The sequence below is a fragment of the uncultured Paraglaciecola sp. genome (assembly GCF_937123705.1).
Lineage (GTDB): Bacteria > Pseudomonadota > Gammaproteobacteria > Enterobacterales > Alteromonadaceae > Paraglaciecola.
On the sequence record NZ_CAKZKO010000138.1, the window covers coordinates 20,276 to 38,996 of the forward strand.

Below are 18,721 nucleotides of genomic sequence, written 5' to 3' on the forward strand. Positions count from 1 at the left end.
TTAACTCGTTTAGGACGGGGCACATTGATGAGGTTGAATTCAAATGGTGCGCTTACCTAAACTAAAATCTTAGGACTCTATCCAGAGTAACAGGTAGTACACTAAAATCGATATACCGCCGACAACCGCAGGGTTCTGGGTTCAAGTACATGATAATGCAAGTCTTCGGTTGCGCTTCCTAGGGGTTCACTGGCTAATCGGCTGGCGTAATAATAGTCAATGTCATGGTCGTTGCTGTCGAGAGCATTCAAAATATCCAATTTTATGGTCAGTTGGGTAAACTTGTAGCCAATATTGAGGTTCACTATTTGTGAGTCATCCGAAGTCACACTGCCATCTTCAACTAACGGGCGTTCTGAGAAATAACGCAGCCTGGCGTTGGCAAACCAGCCTTGTTGCGGCTGATAACTGACGCCAGCTTGTACTACATGCTCAAGCGCTCCAGGAACTTGATTGGCGTAACTCGGGAGTTGGTCAAACTCGGCATCGGTATAGGCATATTCTAAGTCGAGAGTTAATGCGTCGCTAATATTGTAATAACCGGTTAACTCAACACCGTAACGAGACGAAGAATCACTGGGTTCAGTATTACCAGCGTCACCCACAAAGAGTAGTTCGCTGTCTAAATTAAGCTGCCAAATTGACATGGATGCATTAAGTCTTTCAAATAAGTTTGCTCGTAACCCAAGTTCGTATCCGAATGAGTCCACTATAGGATCGACTGGCGCTATGGATTCGCCGGAGTTAGGGTCGACTTGCACTATGGTGCCCCGTGCATCATTTGAATGGAAACCTTGCCCCGCTGATAAATAGGCCTCCCAATTGTCGTTAAGGGTATAAATGACACTGGCCTTTAGGGCCAGATTTCCGGCATCTTCAGTGCCATTGTTGGTGCTTAAATCGATACCATTAATATTGCTATCAATATTACTTTTCACATCGAAATCAAAATAATCATAACGAGCGCTAACGATGGTTTTAATGGCATCGCTGAAAATAATATTATTCTGCCAATATATGCCAGCACTACTTTCCGTCACGGCATCATTTCTAATTGCGCCTAAACGCTGTCTTTGCTGAGTCTGGAATAACCCTACTTCGTCAATATCGTCCACTCTCACCTGCACGCCAAACTCATTGGAAACAGGCATCCCCTGCCAGCTTGTAAATGCGCTATAGCTTAGTTCACCACCGAAAATTTGGCGTTTATCGACTTGTTCAAACTGGTCTCCGGTTGTGGGGTTGTCCAAGAAATAAGTGAAGTTGGACCATAAGTTCAGATCGTAATCAATCAAGTATCCCGAGGCCTTGAAGTGTTCATTTTTCCAAAGAGCATTAATGCTATATCGACTACTATTGCCGCCTAAACTGGTATCCAACGAGCCTAATTCATCGATAATTCCGGCGGTGACGGCTCGCTCAGGAATTTGGTCGGCACTGTTCCATGCATTGTCATAGCCCATAAAGGTCACTTTTAACTCGCCGTTTTTGAGTTTGCTGTTGTAGCTAAGCAATACATTAGTTTTGTCGAGGTCTTCTTCTATGTCGGTCCATGGCCCATCGTAGCTATTGTATTCAATGGCGTAATTTATGTGATCATCATCTACCGCAACGCCACCGGCGAATAAATATCGTTGGAAATCATCCTCTCCAATGGTGGCAGATAATTGGGTGGTTTGAGGAGTGTTAACGGTATTAAATGCCGCACTGCCGGCGCCACTAAAATCACCAACTTGGCCATAATAGGCCCCCTTTTTAAAGGTAATAGTTTGGACTGATTCTGGGATGATAAAATTTAAATCCGTATAACCTTGTCCATGACCATGAGTGCGCATGTTAACCGGCATATCATCAATAAAAGTCGCGAAGTCGGTGCCATGATCGAGATTAAAACCTCGTAAAAAATACTGATTGGCTTTACCTGTGCCACTATGCTGAGTCACCACCATACCGGGCACTAATTCTAGAATTTCGCCAATGCGTAACATTGGTCTATTTAAAATTTCTTGCTGACCAATGACTCCTTCTGATGCAGAAATAGTCTCGCCTATTTGGCTCACCGCTTTGCCTTGGATCTCAATTTTTTCTATTCCGGCAACATCTGCTGGCTCATTCTGTGAGGTTGAAACGCTTAAAGTTGCAGCTGGAGCAGATGCGGCGAAAGCAGAGCATGATCCGGCCGTCAGTAAAACACAGCTCAACACAGCAACCCATATTTTGCTCGGTTTGTAAGGAACTTTATTGCTTTTCTTCATTTTTCGCCTTTTTTCAACAAATCTTGCATCTATAAGTCACTTTCATGCGTATATTTAAACATGCAAATTGATAACCGATAAGGGCTCGGTGCAAAATATGAACATTAAAAATAAAACGTCAGCTAAACCGCCATTATCGGCTCCGGTGCTTGGTCAGCGGGAAATTGAAACCTTAGGCTTATTTTGGCGTAGCCAAGAGTCGACATTGAGTGCAACTGACATACTCAACATTTTGAAGCTTCAAGCCAAAGATCCTGAAGATGTGATCAGTATTAATACTATCCAAAGCACCATTGAGAGACTTTGGAAAAAGAGACTGCTTAGCCGTCGTAAACAAGGAAAGGCCTACATATATACCTCTGTGTATTCTAAGCAAGAAGTAATGAGCAGCTTGATAGCAGAGATCAGCGACGCTTTGGGTGAGGGCGACGATACGGCGATTATGTCGGGTATTTTTACCTTTTTAAAATCCAGAAACACCAACAATCAGGTGGACGTTTTACGCGCCCTCGAGCAAGAATCAACCATCAATCAGTCTAGCTTAGTCAAATGATCGGTGAAGCACTACTCGCTGCAATGATGCAACTGGCTTCGCTATTTGTGATTGCCTGCTGCATTTTTTTAATCAGCTCGTTGATAGCTGCCGGTACATTTTTTGTACATCGCAACTACGTAAAAACCATAAACCAGCGTTTAAAGAGTCAATATCTTATTTTTCACGCTCTTTGCGCAGTGTCTGCAAGTATAGTGGTCACAATTTGGCTGTCGTTGCCCCGCTCTCCCAGACTGCCATTTGTGTTCGAGCATTGCCACAGCAGCAATTGCGCAACACATATACCTGCCGTTATCGACCCGACTTTATTTAATTTACTCTTTGCATTTTTTGCAATAGGTATGGTAACGCTTTGCTTTATATTAATAAAAGGTCATCAAAAAAAATTAGAACAGCGCATAAATAGCTTACTTTTGCTCTCGAATAGCCAAGGTGCCGAAAACAACTACTCATCGCAAGCGACCATTATAAATGTGCCTCAACCTATATTATTAAATGTAGGGCTGCTCTCACCGAAACTAATACTATCCTCTGTGATCACAAAATCACTTGAAATAGATGATGTGAAAATACTCTTAGCCTATGAGTATGCGAAGGCTAAACAGTTTGAAAACCTTAAAGTTAAGCTAGTGCAAATTGCCTGTTTATTTTGGCCCGCAAGAACTCGTCGATTGGCGATTAGTGATTTACAAGCGGCATTGCGATCCCGAGCACTTGAGGAAATTCGTCAACTGTTTGGCAGTCAACAACCGACTATCCCTAACATCGTACTCAATAAAATGACTCAGGATTTAAGAGAGTTTGTTGCAAAAATAGAAAATGACAAGGCCCACTTAAGTCAACCTGCCGATCTTATGAGTAAGAATACTAATTTGATCACACCAGCGCCTTTAGCCAGCATTGCGTATTTTATGGGCCTAGTGGTGGTGACATCAAACCTCACCCACTTTGTATTTGAACTGATTGGGTAACTCATCACACCTATCCCAAGCCTTAGGGGATACGCCAAAATTTGTCAGCTTGGAAAAACTTTAGTGTTATTGGTACCCCGAGTCTGAAGGTATAGGTAAAACGAGTAACAAAAAAACCCGAAGGTTTTGCCAACCTTCTGGGCTCACTGCCATTCAATATGAAAATTCTTACGAATTTTTCACTGCAAAAACTTAGCCAAAACGCTAATCAAGGCTAAGGCCGTGCATAGCGTTAATAGGCCATTTTAAACAACTTTAATCGTGACTATGATCATCATCTTCTTCTAACTGATACTCTAGTTGACCACGAATAGCACCTGATGGAAACTCAGGGTTGTGCACATTGATATAAAACTCTTCTGGGTGGTTCAAAATTTCTTGCACTATTCCAGGATACAAGTCTGGAAACTTACCCGCCTCAAGTTCTGAGATACAATCTGCGGCATTGCCATCTTCTGGCCCGGCCAATACAGCTACCACAGGACCATTTTCACCGGCAGGACCTCTATGTATGTGAGCGGCCATGCCTTCACCAACAGGAACAAGTTGAATTTTTTCAACTTCAAGTAAATAACATAAGGTTTCAGGATCACCATCTATACCAAATACGTAACCTTCACCTTTACCATTTTTATCACCTACATGCTTATTGCGCTTACTTTTTCGTCCATCTGCCATACTGGGGACTTCATTCTTTCCTCTCAGTTCGGCTTCTAAAACCGTATTAGTATGTCCAGCCAATAGATTAAAAGGCGCTGCTAGAGCACACAATGCGAAACCGACACTTACTTTACTAGCTAATTTAATGTTGTTCATTTTTAAGCTCCTAAATATAGTCAATAACGACACTTACAGCGGTCGTTATTTGTTAAACGATCCAGAATAAGAATTGGACGCAATACTTAAAATAATTTTGAGTAAACATTAGGTGCAGTGATTACTTTGTCATCTACCTTTCTCTAGATTGATAAACGACGACCCAATGCAGGTCTCTGCGTGTCTAAAACGCTTAATAGATACCAATATCAACAAGCTGGCATTACAGCCACACATGTACCCATTTAGCACCCAAGCACTCGATTATGTGCTTAAAATACAAGAGCGCGTAGATCAAAATTACCGCGTACTTTTTGAAATAATAGGTGAATTGATTTTTGTTCTATTGGTGTTGCATACCAAGCCAGACATCGCAAAAGCGCGGTTTCGACATCAAGTTATTCGTGGCTTGAGTTAACTGAACAGAGAACAGGTAACAAGATTCCCACAGCACTCAAAGCCGCTGGGTTCCCGATCAAAACACTTCGGGAACTACGGTGAATTGAATCGAGAAGGTCAAGGCATTAATTCAGCAATAACGTCCTACTACGTCATTTCCTAGAAGGCGGAAATCCAGTGACTTTTGTTTAAACTTGTAGCTAATTTATCTCTCTACTCCTGCAAAAACTCACTCACCGTTTTAGCAAAGGTATCTGCTTCGCACCAAGGTTCGCCGTGGCCGCAACCGTTATCCAAAATTAGTGTTTGCGCCTTGAGCATTTTCGCGAAGGCAAGCGCTGGGGCTGGGGTTACCACGCGGTCGTCTTTGCCGACAATTATCAACACTTTGCTTTTAATCGCTTTTGCCGCTTGTTGCATATCATTTTGCAAATTGCGGGCGATATTGTGTTTAATCATGGCTTGGGCTTGCCTTTGATGATCCCAACTTTGGCGCGGTGACTCAAAGTAGGTTTTGGCTCTATTTTCCATAGTGGGGGCTATGCCTTTCGGCTGAGTATTAGCAGCTAAAGTGCCTGGCATATCGCCTAGCATGCCCACGCCAACCACGGCTTGTAGTGCTGCTTCACATTCGCATAAGCGGTATAATTCCATCAAACGATTGCGCGTTTCCCATAAGGCAATGTCAAAGCTAGGTAACTTAGGTGTACCAATAACAGCCACTGTGTTGGTCATAAAATCTGGATATCTTACTGCCCATTCGAAAGCCTGCATGCCTCCCATTGACAGCCCCACAACAGCATGCAGTTGTTTCACACCCAAAACTTCGGTGAGTAAACGATATTGTGAGTCCACCATATCGCCAATATTAAAAAGTGGAAAATCACCGTCTGCTTGAGTTTTGCTATTGGATGGAGAAGAAGACACACCATTACCCAAAGCATCAACAATCACCACAAAATACCGATTAGGATCAATAATGTTCTTGGCTGCCAAATAACTGTGATCCGCAGAATTTCCGGTAAACCAAGTGGGAATTAGTACAGCGTTATCGGCATTTTCATTTAGCTTTCCAAAAGTACGGTAACCTATTTTACAAGGCTTAATTGTTGCGCCATTTTCAAGAGTACAGCTGGGAAAATTTGCAAGTTTTTGTCCATTTTGATTTTTAGGCAATGACTCTTCTGCCCGAGTCGAAAATATTGCCAATACGGCCAAGGTGATAATAAAAATTTTGAAGCAATGCATGATGTTTTTAGCCAAATTTTATCAGTAAAAATTAGATTAAATTATGTCGAGCTATTATGGAAGTCTTACCCAGTGTAGTCACAGGATCTGTCAGTCGTTATATCAAGGCAACTATGTTTGTTGCAACGCAATCCTGCCGGTTTTCACGGCTTGTTTAACCAGTTTTATTTCGGGTGCCAGTTTAAACAAGTCGCCATTCAGTCCGGTTAATCTGTTTGGTACATGACTTAACTTCGCCATCTGTGCATTGGCTTGTAAGTGTTCGATTTCACCGTGAGTAGGAATGGCGATTTGTGGTTGTACCCAGTTATACATCTGCTTTAATTCTTCCTGACAAGGATGACCTGACGCATGAATAGGCATATCTGTATCGTCTGCCTGCAAGGTTTTAATGTTGCGCGCGGTGTAGGCTTTGATGAGGTTTTCGATAGACTCTTCGTTACCGGGGATCACTATCGAGCTAAATATCACTAAGTCGCCAGCTTCTAACGCTACACTTCGATAGGTATCTTTGGCTAACTGACTTAACGCGGCTCTTGGCTCACCTTGGCTGCCGGTTGCTACCGCTAAGACTTCGTTGGGTAATAAGTATCCGCAATTAAAAGCATCTAAAACCGGCAAGTCATCGGGCCAATGCCCTGTAGCTTTGGCGGCGCCTACTGTGTTTTGTAGCGAGCGACCAAACAATGCAAAATAGCGCCCTGTTTCCTTGGCTATTTTGGCAAGGCTTATCAAGCGGGCAATATTACTGCTAAAACAACCTACTACCACCCGTCCTTCGGCATTTTCAACGGCTTGTTTCAGCCCTTGGTAACATTGCAGCTCGGATACCGAATGCCCTTCACGAGTGGCGTTGGTTGAGTCGCATACCATGGCCAAAATATCTTGCTTGGCTAACTGTTTAAAGGTGTGGGCATCAAAAGGTTTGTCGGTAACTGGGGCTAAATCAATTTTCCAATCTGCGGTATGAAACACATTGCCAGCGGGTGTTCTGATCACAAAAGCATGAGGTTCGGGCAATGAATGAGTAATCAACAGCCACTGTACATTAAACACACCAATATCGATGCGCTCACCCGTCGCGACTTCGATAATGGGGATATTGTCACCAAAACCATCTCTGGCGAGTTTTCGACGTAATATTTCAGCGGTATATTTGGTGGTATACACTGGGCACTTAAAGCGTCGCCACAAGTAAGGCAAGGCTCCGATGTGATCTTCGTGGGCATGGGTAATGACTATCCCAGCTAGCTGCTCTTTGCGTTGACTAATAAAAGATGGATCGGCCGCCACCACATCGTGTTGATGTAAATTTAAGGTTTTAGCTTCGGCTTCTGTGCAAAGTGGCGCACTAAAAGTAATGCCACAGTCCATCATCAACCATTGCCCAGCATGACCATACAAATTCATGTTCATGCCAATTTCACCGGTTCCGCCTAGAGGTAGAAACCAGAGATCTTTTTCACTTGGATTGAGAGTTTGGATGGTCATTTCCTAATGATAAATAAGGACAGGTCAACGAATAGCCAAAAGTTAGTGGATATTCGTTAGTTTAATCAGCCACAAATTCGGCTAAATCTTCACCTAAACTTTTAACTGGCTTTTCAATTATCCGCCCGAGTTCGATATCGTCTTGCAACAAAATGATGGTAGGCGAGCTGACTAAATTGAATTTCTGATGCAAATTTGAAGGTTCTTCTTTATTGTAATTGACGCCATAAAGCGAAAGCTCCTGCAACTCGACGCCCGACAAATCTAACAATTTTAATAATCTAGGTACTTCGCGTTCACTGTCGTGACACCATGTTCCAAATAAAACCACTAACTTTTTTCCAGACAATTCAGCAACCGCGGCAATCTCTGCTGGGCTAGGTTGATAATTGTTATAACCAGAACGAAAGTGAGAATATTGCTCGATAAGGTGTTTTGCAGATATTTCTCCGGTAAATGGCCCTGAGCTTTTTGTATGTTGTTCTGTTGAACCACACCCTAAAGAAGTCATGAATAAAAAGCTTAGGATAAGCAGTCGATAAATTGTGCTTGAAAGTCGTGTAACGTTTGCTGCTGCAACATTCATTAATTTAAAAATCCATTAGATTGTTATACTTTTTAGACATTCTAATCGAATCACCGCCATTAAACTTCAGTCTGTGACTTCTTTTATATCTAAATACTTAATTAACCCGAACTCGGGATAATTATAATTTAAGGGCTGCTTTCTGGATTTATCAAAACATTGAGCATCCACTGCACACCAAATTTATCCGTCAGCATTCCAAACCGGGCATTCCAAAAAGTTTGCTGTAACGGCATAACTATTGAACCACCCACAGCTAACTTGTCGAATAATTCAATTTGTTCCTCAGTTGAGTCCATTTGCAGATTTAAATGAATGTTATTGCCTAGGTTGACCCCATCTTCACCTTGACCATCTGTGGCCATAAAAATGACTCCTTGGGATTTAAATTCGGCATGCATAACATTATCTTTTATTTCTGGTGGAATGCCGTCAATACTTGCACTTGCAAAGGTTTGTATGGCCACTTCAGCATCCCGAAAACAGCTTTGGTAAAAATCTAGTGCTGCTTGGCACTGACCATTAAAATTTATGTAAGGAATAAGTTGTTTCATAATGTATTAATGCTCGTGAGAGTTTTTAATTATGCGTTTTTCACCCGGTCTAGAAAAGTAATCTTTGCCACTGGATTTTAAACTATTTGGTACTTGAGTCGGAACATGAATGCCTACACTTTGTTTAACATTCAAGATGTCGGACAAAATATCATTACCCTCTGCCGATAAGTAAAACCAATATGGGGGAAATGCGGTATTACTTATACGCTTATGCCAGTGATCTTTGTATTTAATGTAGTGCTCATCGTCAGGATCAGCATCTCCTAAATGCATGACAGTGACTTGATTGTCTTGCTCTTTAAGGGTCACTCTAAACACTATATTTTCCACCTCTGCACGAGCTGGCCAACCGGCATGAGGAATACGCACCGCTTCGATCAATAAGTCCGCTACTTTTAAAGTTTGAGGTGGCTGATCAAAAACCAAGTTAACACTGACTAGTTGTGACTCTATTGCCTTAGCTCCATTTAATAGTCTGATTGCATTCACCGCCTGTTGCGGCGCAACTAACTTAGTTTTCGAATGTTTTAACAAATACTTCAGTACATCTTCGGCAGAAAAATGGTCGTCATGGGCATGACTGATCACAATGGCATCTAAGTTATCAAAGGGCGGCCGAGCATCAAAAATGGCTTGTCTGGTTTCTTTTGGCACCAACTGATAAGTGCCAAAATCTCTATGAAAAAAGGGATCGAACAGCACTTTCTGATTGCCATTTACAATGAGTACCGCTTCGTTCGCAACATAGGTAGCACTTGCCTGGTGAGCAAATACCTTTGAGTGACTGCAAGCTATTAAACACAATAAAAAAATTAGTCGATTCATATGCCTTACCTTTTAAGCTGTTTTGGCCTATTTATTGTAATTCATCCTAACATTAACTTTATTCCCTTCTATGCTTAATTCGCTGCTTTCAAACAAGGATCTCAAAATGCACACCATCGAATTACCCACTAATACTTCCCAGTGGAGCCTAGTGTTTCATAAAGTCACCGCAACCTCGGTTGAGCTGTGGGCAGGAACTCTATTTGGCACCTTACGAAAGCCCAAACTTGCGAGGTTAGTAGTGAGCTTAAATGACAAAGAAGTGCATCGCGAAGATATCTCCCTTAAGCAATGGCAACGGCCATTTAATAGAATGAGTCAACGTTTTTATGATTCAAGATTAGTCACTGGGTTACAAGCAGGTCTGGGTTATAAAGTCGATTTTTACCAACGATTAGAAGGAGAAGAACATCAAGGTTTAGATCAGTGGCAATTGTTACGAAGTGGAACATTTTCAACATTGCCAATCGCCTTATCTAGCAATAAAAATCATGCCTTTACGGTGGCACTAAGTAGTTGTTTTTATGAGCATCGAGATTCAGGGCAGGCTGCTCGTGCCTTTAAGGCCTTATACGAACGCGGTGCTGAATCAGTTAAACCAGATATTAAATTTATGGTGGGCGACCAAGTGTATTTGGATATTGGATTGGACTCTCTGTCACCGCTTACCAACGAAGTGCGCCAACGAGTGGCAGAGGATTACGCTAAACATTGGCAAGCATTAGGCAGTATGTTGGCACGTGGTGGCGCTTGGATGTTGCCTGATGATCATGAGTTTTGGAATGACTATCCGTTTTATGATGGCCTGTTACCAACCTTGTTTATGTTGAAAATACGCAAAATTCGCAATGCTTGGAAAGGCGCTTCGCGAGACGGTGTTTTGAATGTGCAGCAAAGTAGCAAGGTAGATATTTTTGAGATTGGTAGCGACTTGTCATTCTGTGTAGCCGATTTACGCTCCTATCGCAGCAAAACCCAGTTTATTGATAATCAGGGCTTTGAACAAATGATAACTTGGGCCGAAGAGCTCACCAAGCCGGGTGTGTTGGTTATTCCTCAAGTGTTGCTTGCTGAAAAAAACAAATTGGAACGCAATTTACTGAGCTTCAAAAAACAATATTCACAGCTAATTACAGCTATGGCCAGCACGGGTCACGATATAGTGGTGATGTCGGGTGATGTGCATTTTGGCCGAATCGCCCAAGTGAAAATGGGAGAAAATGGCGGTCAGTTGATTGAAGTCGTGTCCTCACCCATGTCGAATTTAACTGGGTTAAATAGCTTAGCCTCAGACAAAGCCAAAAAAACGCCTAAACAGTTTCCTGATCCCAACGAAATTAAAATACCCAACATTGAACCTCAAACTGTGCAATATGACAAAAATTTTAACGTTCTTACTAAAAAGGGATTTCCGTTATCTGCTTATTGGAGAGAAAGAACCCGTGAGCATTTTATGACGGTCAGTTTTCACAAAAATGCTAAGAGTGTGGGTATGTCGGTGCAAGCCTGGCGAATTCGTCAACAAGACAAGAACAGATTACCAGTTGAAGACTTTAAACAAGCTTTTAGCATTAAATTAAAGTGATACCAATAAAACTGAAGCAATGGGCTGGTCTACAACCCATTGCCTTAACTAAATTTTAGTTATTTAGCTTTGTAAGGGAATGATGCGAAGTTCGACCCTTCTATTTTGTTGGCGACCTTGAGCATTACCATTATTTGCGATAGGTTGAGTTTCACCCAATCCTAGGGTTTGAAGCCGGTTTGCATTTACATTTGTCCCTTGTAAATAGTTAGCTACGCTATTAGCTCGTTGCATAGATAATTGCGAGTTATAACTAGCATCCCCCACTGAATCAGTGTGACCTTCAATACTTAGCTTGGTTTTATCGTAACGATTTAACACTTTTGCCACATCTTCTAAGACTGGATAAAATCCGGTTACTAATACTGCACTGTCGTTAGGAAAGGTTATATTTCCAGGAATAGATAATCGGATATTGTCTCCTTCTCGATACACTTCAACCCCACTATCTGCGAGTTCATCGCGAAACTCTTGTTCCTGTTTGTCCATATAACTACCGATTGCGCTACCAGCCAATGCACCAAGTGCAGCGCCCCACACATAACGTTTTTTATCATTATCACCCGTACCTTTCCCAGCTAATGCACCAAGTACAGCACCTATACCAGCCCCTTTCTGAGTATTGCTGGCATTAGAGGCACATCCAGAAAATATAAAAGTAGATAAGGCTAGTGCAATAATTGTCTTTTTCATTTTTAATCCTCGACCATATTAATAAGTTTCATTACTTTAGGTGCACAAACCATTCCAATCTAATGGACAGATAGAATTAAATTTTTACCTATTCTTCAATATGTTAAAGAACATCACTGGCAATTAAGTTATTTATTAGGTCTTGAAATTAGCAAACTAAATATTTTTTACATTGATAGTGTAAAATTTACCTGCCCTAAAACATTGTTAGCACATCTCGAACTAAATGGCTGCTATGGTGAGATATTCAAATTTAGCCTTTGTATGTAAAGGTTATAGTGTTTAACATCTTCATAGAAAACATCCACACTTAGGAAAAGGGCATCCATGATTGGTATTATTTTATTTTCAATAATCTTACTTTACTTCATTTACCGGGGCTATCGATTAGGCCTTGGCTTAGTGTTAGCAAGGCTTGCCAGCCTAATTGGGGCGTATTTTATTGCTGTCACTTACGCGCCTGAAGGTGCAACACTATTGACCAAACAAACTGGTATAGAGGGCCTTGCCGCATTTTTTATTGCTGGCTTTGCGATATTCATTGTGAGCGCTATTGTTATTTCGATTGTTCTTAGAATCATCATTCATATAGTTAGTAAAGCCACCGAAGGTAAATCCAAGTTACCCATTCCTGGTGCACTGGCTAACGGTGTAATTGGGGTTTATGTGGGTTTAGCCGTGGTTTGGGTTGCCAATATGGCCAATACAGCCATCACCGATGCTGAATTACCTGCTGATAACATTGTGAATAACTGGTCGCAAAAATTAATGGCTGGTTCGATAGATTCTGTTCTGTCACAACAATTCCCCAAAACCCCACAATTGGTTGGTGTGGCGTCTTACGCCCTCAAAAATCCAGCTCAAAGTGTAAAAGATGGTATTTATCTAGCCAATGACTCCGATGTGCAGCGTTTAGTAAACAGCAAAAAAATCAGCCGTATGGTAGCTAAAAAAGACGTATTAGGCTTAATGACCGCCAGCGAAATCAATGCAGTGCTTGATGACAAAACCGTACAGCGCATTTTAGAAGGCACCAATGTGTTAGGCGATGTGGATGTAACCGACAAAACTGCGGTCAAAATGCGCATGACACAAGAAGTGATGACTACATTGGCCCGTGTTGAAATGGTTAAGCATAACCCTAGATTTAAACAACTGAGCAACGATCCAGAACTCAATCGCATGGTAAGAAAAAATGACGTAATGGGTTTACTCAACAGCCCTAAAGTCAAAGAGATGGCGCAAATTGTTATGGATTCGGGGATAATAAAATAAGCAAAAGTTTAAGGGCTGTCGCTTTAAATACTTAAGAGCCGAAAGCGACAATTGGCTCAATATCTACGTTTGGACGGTTAGCCGATAAGTCATAAATAGACTGTAAGTTAAGCCAAAATTCTGGGGTTGTTGACAAGGCCTTAGATAACAACCAAGCCGTGTCAGGTGTAACCCCTCGTTTTCACTCACTATTCGCCACAGAAATCACATAAGCTCTAATCGCCTCTGCTGTTTCTGCATCAAATCTTTTGCTGAAATTAGGCATGCCTTGCTGAGCTAAAGCGCCTTCTATTACCACCGCTTTCCACGCTTGTTTACTACTGGTTATGGCAGAGTATCTAAGGTTTGGGATCAACCCCGAAGAATAAGCTAGTGCGCCATGACACACTAAGCAATTATTGGCGAAAGCCCGTGCTCCTTTTGCAAGAGTCTCATCAGATACCTCTAACATTTTTGGAGGTTCGGGGGTTTCAAAGTTATCGACTAGCAATGGGGGTAAGGCATTCTTTGCGCCGAGTTTAAATACCAGCACTCTACCCACATTTGCTTGACTGCCCGTTGGGAACACCCCAGCAGAACTCAATACATAGGAGCCACCCCAACCCGATGCAATGGCCACAAATTGTTCACCATCTAACTCATAAGTAATAGGGGCAGCGACCACACCTGTTTGAGTATAGAAGCGCCATTTTTGCTCGCCGGTCAGCGCATCATAAGCCCCAAAATGTGCATCGGCTGTACCTTGAAAAACTAAACCTCCAGAGGTTGATAATACCCCGCCATTCCAAGGGCCTTGGTGTTCGACAGTCCAAGCGGCTTTTTGCGCAATAGGATCCCAAGCCAATAAACGCCCTTTTAGCATGGACTTTAATGCCTTAATGGTGGCTTTATCGTTGGGTAAATCGCCAAACTCTGTGCCGGTATTCCAAAAGCCATTGGTATTTTTGTAGTCTTCTTGATGCACAAATGCGTGAGGCGCTTCTTGCGCTGGGATATACACTAACCCCGTATCAGGGCTGTACGACATAGGATGCCAATTATGTGCACCTAGAGGGCCAGGTAGTTGCATATTGGGTGCTTTACCTACAAAACGCGCTTCTGGGGTTTCTACTGGACGACCCGTAGTTTCATCAATATGCGTAGCCCATGTAACAGGTACAAAATTTTTGGCCGAAATAAACTCGCCCGTTGCGCGATCAAGCACATAAAAGAAACCATTTTTAGGGGCTTGCATAATGACGTTTCGCATCACACCATCAATCTTTAAGTCTGCTAAAATCATATGCTGGGTAGCGGTGTAATCCCAACTTTCCGCCGGTGTGGTTTGGTAGTGCCACACGTATTCACCGGTATCAGGCCGCAGCGCAACAATAGAGGACAAAAACAAGTTATCACCGCCATCAGGGCTACGAATAGCATGATTCCAAGGTGTGCCGTTACCTACTCCAACGTATAACAAATCCAACTTCGGATCATAAGCCATCGAGTCCCAAGCGGTGCCTCCGCCACCCGCGGCCCAATATTTACCGGTCCAAGTTTTAGCCGCCATTTCCATAGTGGCATTTTCAAAACCATCGGCCGGATTGCCAGGAACAGTATAAAAACGCCATAACTGATTGCCGTTTTCTACATCATATGCGGAGATATATCCCCGCACACCCAACTCAGCACCGCCATTACCAATCAACACCTTGCCTTTTACAATGCGCGGAGCACCAGTAATAGTGTAAGGGTAAGTTTTATCAATGGTATTGATATCCCAGTTTTTAGCCCCTGTTTTTGCATCGAGAGAAATCAAACGGCCATCAATAGTGGCGGTAAACACCGCATCTCCCCAAATAGCTACGCCGCGATTAACGGCATCACAACATGCTTTTCCGGCTTGCTCTTTATCCACTACGGGATCAAATTGCCAAATTTGCTTACCCGTTCTAGCATCAAGGGCATGCACAATATTCCACGTGGATGTGACGTACATCATACCGTTATGTACTATTGGCGTAGCTTCAATGCCGCGACTGGTACCCAAATCATAAGACCACAGCAAGCCCAAGTCGGCCACATTTTTGGTATTAATGGCTTGTAGTGGCGAATGCCGCTGCTCTGAATAAGTACGCCCATGAGATAACCAGCCAGAATCATCTGCTTGGATAATGGTATTAGAAGTGACTAAATTTGCCTCTGCGCGTATTTTTGAATCCGCTGCTAGTGGTTTTTGCGCCACAGATTCACTTCGATCACAGCCACAAAGAAAAATTAAAGATAATGATAAAAACGTGAGAATTTTATACATAACCACCTTCTATTTTTTGGGAACGATTGGATTTCGATCTATTTATCCTAATTTCTGAACAAATAGCGATATTGATGACAACCATACTGATACGAAAAATTGGCAACAGCAAATTTATTTCACTGTAGCAATTTTTGTAGCACTTAATCTCAAGAATAGAGATAAGCATTTTAAAAACAATGAGTTGGAGTTGGCCGATAAGCCGGGTTCTGTCGTGGACAATCATTCATCTAGGCCAGCAATCGCTCACTGGCTCTAGCAACACACCCGATCTCAACGTGGGCCACGCCATACGAGATCCTATTTGGTCTTGCTCCGGGTGGAGTTTACCTTGCCGTATACTGTTGCCAGCAACGCGGTGCGCTCTTACCGCACCCTTTCACCCTTACCGATTTGTTACGAATAACAAACAGGCGGTCTACTCTCTGCTGCACTTGTCGTCGACTCGCGCCGCCCAGGCGTTACCTGGCACCCTGCCCTACGGAGCCCGGACTTTCCTCCCTTTTGAAATTCACAAGTGAAAACAAAACGGCGATTGCCTGGCCAACTCCGGTGGCGGATTTTACGCAGGTTATGACGTAGATACAATCACTATCCTGTTACTCGAGTTTGTAGCCCTCACCCTTGAGCCACCGGACTGCGTCTTGATCCGTTGCTACAAAGTGCCGCTGAAAACTATCTGTAGAGGGTTTAGGGACATCCTGTCTTGCTGATTTATCAAACAAATCTAATTTAACACTGTCGATATTACTGTTAACTATCGCCTCTCTTTTCAGCCCTTTAGATCTGCATTCTACAGCCAATTGCATCATGAGTTTTTGACAATCTGGGGTGCAAAGCTCCCACTCTTCAACATTACTGATAAGCACCCATGGCCCACCATTAAAAGGTTTGATACTATCATGGATAATGGCACCATAAGCCTTCTCCGTTTCGGCATTCCAAGCACCAGACACATAGGCAATCAACACATTGCCTTGTCGGGTAACAGTAAAATCACCGTGTTCCTTGAACATACTCAAACCAACCTCAAAAGGGTAAAAAATTAAACGAATAATCCAACAGGGTTTGCGTTACCTGTTGTTCACCAAAATTAATGAGTCGGATGCGACTCAGTAATTTTTTCTCAACATTGGGTGAGGCTAACTCACTCAACACTAACTCTATCTTGGATACCGAGCCATTGGCCTCTATTTGCAAGCTTACGGTTAGCTTGCCTTGTAAACTAGGATCAGTTCGTAAAGCCTTGCGGTATATAGCGTAAATAGCTCCTTTGTTGGCATCTAACACTTTACGAATAGACTCGGTATCGCGACTGCCCACTACAGTATCTTCAGTTTCAAGTTGCTTTGCGGCAATTGATGCCAGCCCTTCAGTAGGGGCGACATACTCGGTATTCTTACGACCTGCTAATTCACCTTTTGAGCCAATATCTGTAGTAAGTGTGCTGGTATTCACGCCGCCACTACCTCCTGATACTTTTTTACCAATAAATTTGCGTTGGGTTTTATTGCTGGCTCCAGCACCTTTTATAGTGTTGGTATCGGCTAAATTTTTGAGACTGGCGCTGTCTCGCAAACTGGCTAAATCATCTTGAAAAGCCAACAACCCTGATTTTTTAGCTTTTTGCTTGGCTAGTTCGGTGATTTCCTCTTGAGTAGGCACCTTAATCTTAGTGGGCTTAGGAGGAGCTTTCCTTACAACTTTAGTCGAAACTTTTTTAGGCTCTAGCGGTTTTGGTTTCTCAATTTTGGGCTCTGGAGGCTTAGGTTTAGGCTCTACTGGTTGGGGTTCGGGTTTAGGGATCGGTTTAGGAGGCTGTACTTTTTTCGGGGTCATCAAGCGTGTTAGCTGCGCCGGTACTTTTTCTTTTTCGGCACGGGCCCGCTCAGGTAATTCTTGCCATTTCACTATGCCCGCCATCACTAAAGTGATGCACAACACCGCCATAACAATCATTTTAAAGCGTTTATTTTCAGGCTCACTAGATGACCATGGTAAAACTGTCACAAACGCATTAGCTGGCATATTCACACTGGCAGTTGTCATAGCTCTGCCTCTGGTACTAGCGTTTGTTGATTAGCCTTTGCTGTTGATTCTGGTTGTTGCCCTTCTACCGCTAACGAAATATTGGTAAACCCAGCTTGAGCACAAGTCTGCATAATACGTTTAAGCAAGGTATAAGGAATATTTTTGTCACCCATAATGGTGATGGCTCTTTCGATATCATTGCCGTCTGCGCCTTTTTCGCCCATGCTTCCTTTGCGATTAATTTGATATTCCAGTTCAGTGGCAAGGGCGGGAATGTGATCCTCTGTTTGATTCAAGATAGTGGCTACATCTGCCAATTTTTGCCCTTGCAGAATAAGGTCGTTGTTGTTGACCATTAAGATCAGGGTTTCTTTGGCGGCTTGCTGGGCAGTGGACTTGGGTAATTCAACACTTTTACTGTTTTGCAGTACTTGCACATCTGAGGCATTAACCATCAGAAAAAACACCAAAATGGTAAAAATATCCATTAACGACACTAAGCTAAGTTTGGAGTCTTTGGCCATACGTTTGTGATGGCGCTCCATGCGCATGGCTCTGGCTGATTTTTTCATGGTTGACTCCCAGCGGCGCTGTTTTTAGCGTTTCCTTGGGTGGTTTTATCAATAACCGGTGCATCACCTAAAGAGATTTCTGGGAAAAGTTCGGCGTCTACTACAGAGGCAATCAGCACATCTTGATAAGAGCGGGTGGTGTCCATCAAGGCCACAATCACTTGATAAGGAATGTCTTCTTCTAAGAGTAGAGTGGCGGCTTTTTTATCAATACTTTTGTTGGTTAACGTTTGTTTAATTTGCCTCAGTACCATCTGCAAAGCGGGATAATCGTAACCCTGTTCAGTTACGGGCAATTCTTCTACCAAATACCCCTGAGGGTAATACACCGAGATTTTTTCGGCGCGCACCACCAGCTCTAAACGTTGGTCTTTTTCATCGATATTTATCTCGCTGGCATCGCTAAGTTGCGGCAACGCCAATTCCAAAACGGTAATTCGCGAGAACACCATCATCATCAACAGCACAGGCACTAGCACTATCATCAAGTTCATAAACGAGGTGATGTCTAGGTCTGCTTCTTTTTTTATATGACGGCCTTTTCGACCGATTCTAGCGCTGCGTGCCATGC

18 protein-coding genes and 1 other RNA gene are annotated in these 18,721 nt (G+C 42.8%); 5 read left to right on the forward strand and 14 right to left on the reverse strand.

From position 1 onward, the window contains the following. Positions 1 to 101: 101 nt before the first annotated feature. On the reverse strand, positions 102 to 2,255 hold the full coding sequence (locus Q0688_RS17235) for a TonB-dependent receptor (RefSeq protein WP_299079752.1): 2,154 nt from the start codon (positions 2,253 to 2,255) through the stop codon (positions 102 to 104). Between the two features lie 97 nt (positions 2,256 to 2,352). Between Q0688_RS17235 and Q0688_RS17240 the strand changes: the two genes are divergently transcribed. Both Q0688_RS17240 and Q0688_RS17245 read left to right on the forward strand, forming a co-directional pair. Next, complete coding sequence (locus tag Q0688_RS17240; protein WP_299079755.1) at positions 2,353 to 2,808, forward strand: BlaI/MecI/CopY family transcriptional regulator; 456 nt, start codon at positions 2,353 to 2,355, stop codon at positions 2,806 to 2,808. After that, positions 2,805 to 3,779 carry a hypothetical protein gene (locus Q0688_RS17245; protein ID WP_299079762.1) on the forward strand — a complete coding sequence of 325 codons (975 nt, stop codon included), beginning with the start codon at positions 2,805 to 2,807 and terminating at the stop codon, positions 3,777 to 3,779. The genes Q0688_RS17240 and Q0688_RS17245 overlap by 4 nt, the downstream gene beginning before the upstream one ends. Before the next feature lie 255 nt (positions 3,780 to 4,034). Here the strand turns inward: Q0688_RS17245 and Q0688_RS17250 are convergent, their stop codons facing one another. Beyond that, entirely contained in the window at positions 4,035 to 4,595 is a 561-nt protein-coding gene (locus Q0688_RS17250; RefSeq protein WP_299079765.1) for a CHRD domain-containing protein, read from the reverse strand. Positions 4,596 to 4,761: 166 nt separating this feature from the next. Between Q0688_RS17250 and Q0688_RS17255 the strand changes: the two genes are divergently transcribed. Beyond that, entirely contained in the window at positions 4,762 to 5,013 is a 252-nt protein-coding gene (locus tag Q0688_RS17255) for a hypothetical protein (protein ID WP_299079768.1), read from the forward strand. 194 nt (positions 5,014 to 5,207) lie between these two features. On the opposite strand, the gene Q0688_RS17260 is transcribed toward Q0688_RS17255, so the two are convergent. The 5 genes from Q0688_RS17260 to Q0688_RS17280 form a co-directional block, all read right to left on the reverse strand. Next, positions 5,208 to 6,242 (reverse strand): alpha/beta fold hydrolase, encoded by a 1,035-nt coding sequence (locus tag Q0688_RS17260; protein ID WP_299079771.1) that lies wholly within the window; start codon positions 6,240 to 6,242, stop codon positions 5,208 to 5,210. Positions 6,243 to 6,353: 111 nt separating this feature from the next. Further along, positions 6,354 to 7,652: a ribonuclease J gene (locus Q0688_RS17265; RefSeq protein WP_299080438.1), complete on the reverse strand. Its 1,299-nt coding sequence runs from the start codon at positions 7,650 to 7,652 to the stop codon at positions 6,354 to 6,356. Between the two features lie 142 nt (positions 7,653 to 7,794). Next, positions 7,795 to 8,319, reverse strand: coding sequence for a thioredoxin family protein (locus Q0688_RS17270; protein WP_299079774.1), 525 nt, complete (start codon positions 8,317 to 8,319; stop codon positions 7,795 to 7,797). 128 nt (positions 8,320 to 8,447) lie between these two features. After that, complete coding sequence (locus tag Q0688_RS17275) at positions 8,448 to 8,873, reverse strand: VOC family protein (protein ID WP_299079777.1); 426 nt, start codon at positions 8,871 to 8,873, stop codon at positions 8,448 to 8,450. Positions 8,874 to 8,879: 6 nt separating this feature from the next. Beyond that, positions 8,880 to 9,701 (reverse strand): MBL fold metallo-hydrolase, encoded by an 822-nt coding sequence (locus Q0688_RS17280; RefSeq protein WP_299079784.1) that lies wholly within the window; start codon positions 9,699 to 9,701, stop codon positions 8,880 to 8,882. Between the two features lie 106 nt (positions 9,702 to 9,807). Between Q0688_RS17280 and Q0688_RS17285 the strand changes: the two genes are divergently transcribed. Then, on the forward strand, positions 9,808 to 11,286 hold the full coding sequence (locus Q0688_RS17285; RefSeq protein ID WP_299079786.1) for a hypothetical protein: 1,479 nt from the start codon (positions 9,808 to 9,810) through the stop codon (positions 11,284 to 11,286). Positions 11,287 to 11,349: 63 nt separating this feature from the next. Here the strand turns inward: Q0688_RS17285 and Q0688_RS17290 are convergent, their stop codons facing one another. Then, positions 11,350 to 11,979 carry an OmpA family protein gene (locus Q0688_RS17290; protein WP_299079790.1) on the reverse strand — a complete coding sequence of 210 codons (630 nt, stop codon included), beginning with the start codon at positions 11,977 to 11,979 and terminating at the stop codon, positions 11,350 to 11,352. 327 nt (positions 11,980 to 12,306) lie between these two features. Between Q0688_RS17290 and Q0688_RS17295 the strand changes: the two genes are divergently transcribed. After that, complete coding sequence (locus Q0688_RS17295; RefSeq protein WP_299079793.1) at positions 12,307 to 13,254, forward strand: CvpA family protein; 948 nt, start codon at positions 12,307 to 12,309, stop codon at positions 13,252 to 13,254. 181 nt (positions 13,255 to 13,435) lie between these two features. On the opposite strand, the gene Q0688_RS17300 is transcribed toward Q0688_RS17295, so the two are convergent. The 6 genes from Q0688_RS17300 to Q0688_RS17325 form a co-directional block, all read right to left on the reverse strand. Continuing rightward, positions 13,436 to 15,547: a PQQ-dependent dehydrogenase, methanol/ethanol family gene (locus tag Q0688_RS17300; RefSeq protein WP_299079796.1), complete on the reverse strand. Its 2,112-nt coding sequence runs from the start codon at positions 15,545 to 15,547 to the stop codon at positions 13,436 to 13,438. Positions 15,548 to 15,729: 182 nt separating this feature from the next. Beyond that, positions 15,730 to 16,098, reverse strand: an RNA gene (rnpB, locus tag Q0688_RS17305) — RNase P RNA component class A. A 48-nt stretch (positions 16,099 to 16,146) separates the two neighbouring features. After that, positions 16,147 to 16,563, reverse strand: a complete 417-nt coding sequence (locus Q0688_RS17310) for a hypothetical protein (protein ID WP_299079799.1) — start codon at positions 16,561 to 16,563, stop codon at positions 16,147 to 16,149. 13 nt (positions 16,564 to 16,576) lie between these two features. Then, positions 16,577 to 17,596 carry an AgmX/PglI C-terminal domain-containing protein gene (locus tag Q0688_RS17315; RefSeq protein ID WP_299079802.1) on the reverse strand — a complete coding sequence of 340 codons (1,020 nt, stop codon included), beginning with the start codon at positions 17,594 to 17,596 and terminating at the stop codon, positions 16,577 to 16,579. Further along, positions 17,593 to 18,150, reverse strand: coding sequence for a biopolymer transporter ExbD (locus Q0688_RS17320; RefSeq protein ID WP_299079805.1), 558 nt, complete (start codon positions 18,148 to 18,150; stop codon positions 17,593 to 17,595). Before Q0688_RS17320 ends, Q0688_RS17315 begins: the two co-directional genes overlap by 4 nt. Then, positions 18,147 to 18,719 (reverse strand): biopolymer transporter ExbD, encoded by a 573-nt coding sequence (locus Q0688_RS17325; protein ID WP_299079808.1) that lies wholly within the window; start codon positions 18,717 to 18,719, stop codon positions 18,147 to 18,149. The genes Q0688_RS17320 and Q0688_RS17325 overlap by 4 nt, the downstream gene beginning before the upstream one ends. Between the last annotated feature and the right edge of the window lie 2 nt (positions 18,720 to 18,721).

What these genes read in the sequence shown, in the direction of transcription:
- Q0688_RS17295 (WP_299079793.1), top strand. Translation starts at nt 12,307, where the DNA reads ATGATTGGTATTATTTTATTTTCAATAATCTTACTTTACTTCATTTAC.
- Q0688_RS17280 (WP_299079784.1), bottom strand. Translation starts at nt 9,701, where the DNA reads ATGAATCGACTAATTTTTTTATTGTGTTTAATAGCTTGCAGTCACTCA.
- Q0688_RS17235 (WP_299079752.1), bottom strand. Translation starts at nt 2,255, where the DNA reads ATGAAGAAAAGCAATAAAGTTCCTTACAAACCGAGCAAAATATGGGTT.
- Q0688_RS17310 (WP_299079799.1), bottom strand. Translation starts at nt 16,563, where the DNA reads ATGTTCAAGGAACACGGTGATTTTACTGTTACCCGACAAGGCAATGTG.
- Q0688_RS17265 (WP_299080438.1), bottom strand. Translation starts at nt 7,652, where the DNA reads ATGAATTTGTATGGTCATGCTGGGCAATGGTTGATGATGGACTGTGGC.
- Q0688_RS17325 (WP_299079808.1), bottom strand. Translation starts at nt 18,719, where the DNA reads ATGGCACGCAGCGCTAGAATCGGTCGAAAAGGCCGTCATATAAAAAAA.
- Q0688_RS17290 (WP_299079790.1), bottom strand. Translation starts at nt 11,979, where the DNA reads ATGAAAAAGACAATTATTGCACTAGCCTTATCTACTTTTATATTTTCT.
- Q0688_RS17300 (WP_299079796.1), bottom strand. Translation starts at nt 15,547, where the DNA reads ATGTATAAAATTCTCACGTTTTTATCATTATCTTTAATTTTTCTTTGT.
- Q0688_RS17285 (WP_299079786.1), top strand. Translation starts at nt 9,808, where the DNA reads ATGCACACCATCGAATTACCCACTAATACTTCCCAGTGGAGCCTAGTG.
- Q0688_RS17270 (WP_299079774.1), bottom strand. Translation starts at nt 8,319, where the DNA reads ATGAATGTTGCAGCAGCAAACGTTACACGACTTTCAAGCACAATTTAT.
- Q0688_RS17245 (WP_299079762.1), top strand. Translation starts at nt 2,805, where the DNA reads ATGATCGGTGAAGCACTACTCGCTGCAATGATGCAACTGGCTTCGCTA.
- Q0688_RS17260 (WP_299079771.1), bottom strand. Translation starts at nt 6,242, where the DNA reads ATGCATTGCTTCAAAATTTTTATTATCACCTTGGCCGTATTGGCAATA.
- Q0688_RS17240 (WP_299079755.1), top strand. Translation starts at nt 2,353, where the DNA reads ATGAACATTAAAAATAAAACGTCAGCTAAACCGCCATTATCGGCTCCG.
- Q0688_RS17250 (WP_299079765.1), bottom strand. Translation starts at nt 4,595, where the DNA reads ATGAACAACATTAAATTAGCTAGTAAAGTAAGTGTCGGTTTCGCATTG.
- Q0688_RS17275 (WP_299079777.1), bottom strand. Translation starts at nt 8,873, where the DNA reads ATGAAACAACTTATTCCTTACATAAATTTTAATGGTCAGTGCCAAGCA.
- Q0688_RS17255 (WP_299079768.1), top strand. Translation starts at nt 4,762, where the DNA reads ATGCAGGTCTCTGCGTGTCTAAAACGCTTAATAGATACCAATATCAAC.
- Q0688_RS17315 (WP_299079802.1), bottom strand. Translation starts at nt 17,596, where the DNA reads ATGACAACTGCCAGTGTGAATATGCCAGCTAATGCGTTTGTGACAGTT.
- Q0688_RS17320 (WP_299079805.1), bottom strand. Translation starts at nt 18,150, where the DNA reads ATGAAAAAATCAGCCAGAGCCATGCGCATGGAGCGCCATCACAAACGT.